This window comes from Micromonospora sicca, from assembly GCF_003172935.1.
Taxonomy (GTDB): domain Bacteria; phylum Actinomycetota; class Actinomycetes; order Mycobacteriales; family Micromonosporaceae; genus Micromonospora; species Micromonospora sicca.
On the sequence record NZ_QGKS01000167.1, the window covers coordinates 1 to 6,751 of the forward strand.

A 6,751-nucleotide genomic window follows, 5' to 3' on the forward strand; every position below is an offset into this window, starting at 1 on the left:
CGGACGTCGAGATGATGCGGTCCAACACCGACCTGACGATCGCCCGGCGGTACGTCGAGACCCTGGTGCCGAAGAAGCTGCACCCGATCTTCGACAAGATCCAGCGGGAGTACGAGCTGACCAAGCAGGAGGTGCTGGCGGTGACCAACTCGGCGGCCCTGCTGGAGAACTGGCCGGTGCCGGTCCGGATCAGCCGGTGTTGCGCATGCCGGCGGCGATGCCGTTCACCGTGGTCAGCAGGGCCCGCTCCAGCGCCGTACCGTCGTTGGGGGCGCGGCGGCCGCCCGGCGCGGTGGCCACCGCCCGGCCGGCGGCGCCGGACTCGCGGTACTGCTGGAGCAGCGCCACCTGGAGATGGTGCAGCGGCTCCAGGTAGGTGTCCCGCACCGCCAGGGTGCGCTGGAGCACCGGCGAGTTCTCCAGCAGGGCCGCCGAGTTGGTCACCGCCAGCACCTCCTGCTTGGTCAGCTCGTACTCCTGCTGGATCTTGTCGAAGATCGGGTGCAGCTTCTTCGGCACCAGGGTCTCGACGTACCGCCGGGCGATCGTCAGGTCGGTCTTGGACAGCATCATCTCGACGTTCGACAGGAACGTGCGGAAGAAGTGCCAGTTCCGGTTCATCTCGGCGAGCACGTCCTCCAGCCCGGCCGCCCGCGCGGCGGCCAGCCCGGAGCCGACGCCGTACCAGCCCGGCACGATCTGCCGGGTCTGCGTCCAGCCGAACACCCACGGGATGGCCCGCAGGCCGGCCAGCCCGGCCCCGGTGTTCGGCCGTTTGGCCGGCCGGGAGCCGATGTTCAGCGCGCCGAGCAGCTCGGTCGGGGTGGAGGCCCAGAAGTACGCCGGCAGGTCCGCGTCCTCGACCAGCGACCGGTACGACCGGAACGCCGACTCGGAGACCACGTCCATCGTCGCGTCCCAGCGTTCCAGCATCTCGGCCGGCTGCCGGGGCGCGGTGTGCAGCAGCGTCGCCTGGAGCACCGCGGCCACGGTCAGCTCCAGGTTCTCCCGGGCCAGCGCGGGCAGCGTGTACTTGTCGGAGATGACCTCGCCCTGCTCGGTCACCTTGATCGCGCCGTCCAGCGTGCCGTACGGCTGGGCCAGGATCGCGTCGTGCGTCGGCCCGCCACCGCGACCCACGGTGCCGCCGCGGCCGTGGAACAGCCGCAGGTGCACGCCGTGCCGGGCGGCCACGTCGCGCAGCGCGCGCTGCGCCCGGTGGATCGACCACTGGCTGGTGGTGATGCCCGCCTCCTTGTTCGAGTCGGAGTAGCCCAGCATCACCTCCTGCACGTCACCCCGGGCCGCCACCAGGGCCCGGTACGCGGGCAGCGACAGCAGCTCGTCCAGCAGCTCACCGCCGGCGTTCAGCTCGGCCGGGGTCTCCAGCAGCGGCACGATGCCGATCCGGGCCCGCCCGGAGTGCACGTCGACCAGGCCGGCCTCGCGGGCCAGCACCACCGCGGCGAGCACGTCGTCGACGCCCAGGGTCATCGAGATGATGTACGACTCGATCACCTCGGAGCCGAACCGGTCCTGCGCCTCCCGGATCGCCCCGAACACGTCGAACGTCTTCTGCGCGCCCTCGGTCAGCGGGGTGTCCAGGGTGGAGAGCGGCCGGCGGCCGGCCAGCTCGTCGGCGAGCAGCTTGGTCCGCTCCAGCCGGGTCAGCGACGGGTAGTCCGACACCTCGCCGACGGCCGCGTAGAGCTGGGCGAGCACAATGTGATGCGCCTCGGCGTGCTCCCGGACGTCCATGGTCGCCAGGTGCAGGCCGAACGCGGAGACCGTACGGATCGTGGAGGCCAGCCGGCCGACGGCGGTGAGCTGCCCGGAGTTGCGGGCCAGCGAGGCGCGCAGCAGCTCCAGGTCGGCGATCAGCTCGGCGGAGCCCCGGTAGTCCCGCCCCGGCACGTGCGCGGTGCCGGCGCGCAGCCGCTCCCGGGTGTTGGCCAGCTTCGCCTTCACGCAGCGGGCCTTGAGCCGGTACGGCTCCTCGGCGTTGACCCGGCGGAACCGGGGCGCCACCTCGGGCAGCGCGTCCAGGTCGGCGGCGAGGCTGGCGGAGAGGTCGAGCGACACCGCGCGCAGCCGCCGGGAGACGGAGACCTCGTTGATCAGGTGCTCCATCGCCGCCTCGGTGGCCGCGATCCCGTGCTCGTGCTGGATCCGCAGCACCTCCCGGGTGACCGCCGGGGTGACGAACGGGTTGCCGTCCCGGTCGCCGCCGATCCAGGTGCCGAAGGTCAGCGGTCGGGACGTCGGCGAGGTCTCGACGCCCAGGGTGCGCAGCGTGTCGGCGAGGTCGTCGAGGACCTGCGGGGCGGCCTCGGCGTACAGGTCGCGCAGGTAGTAGATGGCGTTGCGGGCCTCGTCGGTCGGGTCCGGCCGGTCCAGCCGCAGCTCGTCGGTCTGCCACATCAGGTCCAGCAGCTCGGCCAGGCGCCGGTTGGCCGGCCCCTCGTCGCTGGCCCCGTAGAGGATCGCGTTGGCGGTCTCGGCGTCCAGTTCGTCGGCGATCGCGCGCAGCTTGGACAGGATCGACCGGCGGGCCGCCTCGGTCGGGTGGGCGGTGAAGACGGGGCGTACCGCGAGGCGGCGGGCCGCGGCCGCGATCTCCTCGGCCGGCACCCCGCGCTCGGCGATCATCTTGGCCGCCTGGTCCAGCCAGCCGCCCTGGACCGCCCGGCGGCGCCGCAGGTCGCGGGCCCGGTGCACCTGCTCGGTGATGTTGGCCAGGTGGAAGTAGGTGGAGAAGGCCCGGGCCAGCTTGGTGCCGGTGGTGACGTCGAGGCCGCCGAGGCGCTGGGCGGCGGCCGGCGCGTCGGAGCGGACCTGCGCGCGGATCTCCTCGACCAGGTCGAGCAGCGGGCGGCCCTCCTGCCGGGCGAGGGTCTGCCCGAGGAGCGTGCCGAGGCGGCGGATGTCGGCCCGCAGTGCGGCGTCCGGGCCGTCGTGGTCGTGCTGGTCGGTCACGGGTGCGCTCCTTACGTGAGTACGAAGGACAGCGCTGTCCGACTCCCTGGATGGTATCCGCGTCGGCCCCACCGGAAGGAGGGACCCGGCGTGATGATCTGCACTCTGGGACGGGCGGGACGGCTCAGCCATCGGTGGCGGGCTCGCCAGGTCCGGTCGGGCGGGGGCCGGCGGCCCGGGCGGCGCGCCGGGACCGCCGGTGGGTGCGGAACATCGTGGCCGTGATCAGCCCGAGGATCCCGAGCAACGCCCACACCACCAGGCCGGTCAGCGACCAGCCCGTCGACCGGCGGTCGAAGTAGACCGCCGACTTGATCAGGTCGGTGGCCAACCCGGGCACGTTCCACCGGTGCATGCCGCGCAGCCAGCCGGGGAGGAACTCCGGGGCGTAGATGCCGCCGGAGCCGGGGTTGCCGAGCACCACCAGCAGCAGGATCACGATCCCGGTGCCGAGCAGGCCGAGCCAGCCCTGCACGGCGGCGGCCACCACCGCGGCGGCGAAGACCGTCAGCGCGCCGACCGCGGCGACGGCCGGCACGTCGTGGTGCCAGACGTCCAGGAACGGGCCGACGATCGCCGCGCCGACCGCGCCGAGCACGATCGCGTAGACCGCGAACGCGGCGATCCGCAGCCCGGCCCGGGCCAGGCTCACCGGCGCGGTGCCGGTCTTCAGGCCGAGCGCGGTGGAGGCCAGATAACCGCCGAGGACGTAGCCGACGGCGAGGTAGAAGGGGACCAGCCCGCGCGGGTCGCTCGCCTCCACCGGCACCTCGTCGGTGACCTGGAGTGGCAGGTCGGCCTGGCGGGCGGCCTGGGTGAGCACCTGGGTGACCAGCTCGGCGGCGGCGGGCGCGGCGGCGCTGGCGGTGGTGAGGCGCAACCCGTCGTCCGGGCCGGAGGTGAGCACCGCGTACACCTCGCGGGCGGTCAGCCCGTCGTCGGCGGCCTGCGGGCTGTCGTACCGGATCGGCTTGAGCTTGTCGGTCCGGGCGCGCAGGGCGGCCATCACCTGCTGGGCGCGCTGGTCGCCGAGGACCACCCCGACCGGGACGTCGCGCGGGGTGGGCTGGTGCAGCGCCCCCACGTAGGCGGCGATGAACGCGGTGGCCAGGGCGAGCGTGCCGACCAGCAACGCCGCCGTACGCGGCAGCCAGTCCCGCACGGCGAGTTCCCGGTCCTCGTCCACGCCGCCAGCCTAGGGCGGTGGTTCGCCCTGGTTGTGGGGTTTCGCCGCCCCGCGCTCGGGCACCTGATCGAGGTCGGCCAGACCGTCGGAAACGGCTTGGCCCGGTTCGATAGCGTTCGATCATGGATCTGCCCGTCTATCCGCCCAAGCCCCGGCCCGGTGACCGGGTCGCCGTCGTGTCGCCCTCCGCCGGCCTGTCGGGTCTCTTCCCGCACGTCCACGAGCTGGGGCTGCGCCGGCTGCGCGCGGAGTTCGGCCTGGAGCCGGTGGAGTACCCCACCACCCGGGTGCTGGGCGCCGACCCGCGGGACCGGGCCCGGGACCTGACCGCCGCCTTCGCCGACCCGACGGTCACCGCGGTGCTCGCCACCGTCGGCGGGGACGACCTGATCACCGTCACCCCGCACCTGGACGACGAGGTGCTGCGGGCCAACCCGAAGCCGTACTTCGGCTACTCGGACAACACCAACGTGCTCAACCACCTGTACCGGCTGGGGATCGTCTCCTACCACGGCGGGTCCGTGCTGGTGCACCTCGGCCGGCCCGGGAAACCGCACCCGCTGACCTTCGCCTCGCTGCACGCCGCCCTCTTCACCACCGGCTGGTACGACCTGGCGCCCGCCCCCGAGTGGGGCGACAAGCCTAACCCGTGGACCGAGCCGGAGACGTTGGCGTTCGAGCCGGAGATGCTTCCCGGCGACGGCTGGCGCTGGCAGGGGCCGGCCCGGGTGGTGCAGGGGCGGACCTGGGGCGGTTGTCTGGAGATCCTGCACTGGCTGATGGCGACCGACCGGGTCCCGTCCGCCGCCGAACTCGCCGAGTCGGTGCTGGTCTTCGAGACCTCCAACGAGCTGCCCAGCGCGCGGGAGGTGTTCCGGATCCTGCGGAACATGGGGGAGCGCGGGCTGCTCGCCGGCTTCCCGGCGGTGGTCGTCGGCCGGGCCAAGGCGTGGGACTTCGACCGGCCGCACACCGTCGACGAGCGGCGGGCGTGGGCCGACGCCCAGCGGGAGGCGGTCACCCGGGCGCTGGCCGAGTACGCCCCCGACGCCGTGGTCGTCTTCGACGTCGACCTCGGCCACACCGATCCGCAGCTGATCATCCCGTACGGCGGCGAGATCCGGGTCGACGCGGTCGAGCGCCGGATCGCGGTGCGCTACTGACCGACGTCCGGTCAGGCGTCGATCGTGGCGAAGGCGCGGACCGGGAAGGTGCCCATGCCGGCCACCCGCGGTGGGGCGGCGGTGAACCGGAAGCCCGTCGGCGGCAGCGCGTCGAGGCCGGTCAGGTGCTCGACGATCGGCACGCCGGCGGCCAGCAGGGCACTGTGCGCCGGGCGTTCGCCCCGGGCCGCCGGGCTCATGTCGTCGATGTTGATCGAGTCGATGCCGACCAGGGCGGCGCCGGCGTCCACCAGGGCGCGGGCGCCGTCCCTGGTCAGGTACGGGGCCTCGGGCCCGCCGTACCGGTCGGTGCCGAAGTGCGCGTCCCAGCCGGTGTGCAGCAGTACCGCCCGCCCGGCCACCTCGTACGGGGCCAGCAGCAGCCGGTCCACCGCCCGGGTGCCGACCGGCACCCGGACCACCACCCCGGGCAGGTCGGCGAGGCGGTCCAGCGGCGTGCCGGTGAGGTCGGCGCCGTCCGCCCAGCGGTGCGCGGGCGTGTCCAGGTAGGTGCCGGTATTCGCGATCATGTCGATCCGGGCGACGTGGAACTCGACGCCGGGGGCGTAGTTCGCCCGGGACGCCTCCCGGGTGAGCTAGTCGGTGATCCGCGGCGCGGGCCAGCCCGGCAGGGTGGTCATGCCGTCGCTGATCACGTGACTCAGCTCGACCAGCCGCCGCGCCGGCGGGGTGTCGACGGCGACGCCCCGGCCGCCCTTGTGCGGCTCCTCGACGATCGTCCTGCGGTCGATCCGCACCTCGGCGACCATCAGCAGCCCGAGGTGCCGGACGAAGAGCGCGCCCAGCTCCTCGTCGGTGATGTCCCGGCCCGGGATGTCCAGCCGGAATCCCTCCGTCCGCAGCCCGCCACCGTTGGCGAAGGTGACCTCCGCGTCGAACTGCGCCCGATACTGCTCCGCCACGCGGCAAGCCGATCACGGGCCGCCGCCCCGGTCAAGATCCGATCGCGCGGCCCGTCGGTCCGCCGCGATCTGAGCAATTTTCTTCAAGAACCCGGCACCGCCGTGGCCCGAGGATGGAACGCGCCAGCCCGGCCGGGGCCGCAACGCCGGCGGCGGCCGGAGCGGGGTATGCGGACCTTTTCGGGGAGGCCCGACGCCCCCCGTCGGGCCGGTGCGGCCGCCCGGGCGTGCCTCACGGAGGTGCCGTACGCCGTTTCCTTTCATGATGCATGGGTGTGCTCATGATTGGATGTCCTACCTTGCGGTGGGACGGTCCCGGTGTTACCCGCGGTGGCGGTGCCGGGTTGACGTTTCACAGCCACCAGCCCGCCGGGGCGGGTCTTACGGTCGGCTCCACGTCCGTTTCGCGTCTCCGAGCCACTCCCGGCGACGGTGACCGCCAGCGCGGCCAGGTTCCGTGCGGCGTTGACGTCCCGGTCCAGGACCAGGCCGCACAGGGTGCA

The 6,751-nt window shown here is 73.5% G+C and carries 5 protein-coding genes and 2 pseudogenes; 2 read left to right on the forward strand and 5 right to left on the reverse strand.

Annotated features, from left to right (window positions below; genetic code table 11):
* Positions 1-14: 14 nt before the first annotated feature.
* Positions 15-119: pseudogene (locus DKT69_RS41375) on the forward strand (hypothetical protein); the annotation flags it as partial.
* A 70-nt stretch (positions 120-189) separates the two neighbouring features.
* Here the strand turns inward: DKT69_RS41375 and ppc are convergent.
* Together ppc and DKT69_RS08725 are read right to left on the reverse strand one after the other, a co-directional pair.
* The gene (ppc, locus tag DKT69_RS08720; RefSeq protein ID WP_109801073.1) at positions 190-2,976 is read right to left on the reverse strand and encodes a phosphoenolpyruvate carboxylase; all 2,787 of its coding nucleotides are present in this window, start codon (positions 2,974-2,976) and stop codon (positions 190-192) included.
* 124 nt (positions 2,977-3,100) lie between these two features.
* Positions 3,101-4,162 (reverse strand): hypothetical protein, encoded by a 1,062-nt coding sequence (locus tag DKT69_RS08725; protein ID WP_109801074.1) that lies wholly within the window; start codon positions 4,160-4,162, stop codon positions 3,101-3,103.
* Positions 4,163-4,284: 122 nt separating this feature from the next.
* Here DKT69_RS08725 and DKT69_RS08730 point away from each other — a divergent pair, with 122 nt between their 5' ends.
* Positions 4,285-5,325, forward strand: a complete 1,041-nt coding sequence (locus DKT69_RS08730; RefSeq protein ID WP_109801075.1) for a S66 family peptidase — start codon at positions 4,285-4,287, stop codon at positions 5,323-5,325.
* Between the two features lie 11 nt (positions 5,326-5,336).
* On the opposite strand, the gene DKT69_RS40990 is transcribed toward DKT69_RS08730, so the two are convergent.
* The 3 genes and pseudogenes from DKT69_RS40990 to DKT69_RS39605 form a co-directional block, all read right to left on the reverse strand.
* On the reverse strand, positions 5,337-5,855 hold the full coding sequence (locus DKT69_RS40990) for a cyclase family protein (RefSeq protein ID WP_438361818.1): 519 nt from the start codon (positions 5,853-5,855) through the stop codon (positions 5,337-5,339).
* Between the two features lie 66 nt (positions 5,856-5,921).
* Positions 5,922-6,248 (reverse strand): hypothetical protein, encoded by a 327-nt coding sequence (locus DKT69_RS40995; RefSeq protein ID WP_368666228.1) that lies wholly within the window; start codon positions 6,246-6,248, stop codon positions 5,922-5,924.
* A 260-nt stretch (positions 6,249-6,508) separates the two neighbouring features.
* Positions 6,509-6,751: pseudogene (locus DKT69_RS39605) on the reverse strand (IS607 family element RNA-guided endonuclease TnpB); the annotation flags it as partial.

What these genes read in the sequence shown, in the direction of transcription:
- DKT69_RS08730 (WP_109801075.1), top strand. Translation starts at nt 4,285, where the DNA reads ATGGATCTGCCCGTCTATCCGCCCAAGCCCCGGCCCGGTGACCGGGTC.
- DKT69_RS40990 (WP_438361818.1), bottom strand. Translation starts at nt 5,855, where the DNA reads ATGATCGCGAATACCGGCACCTACCTGGACACGCCCGCGCACCGCTGG.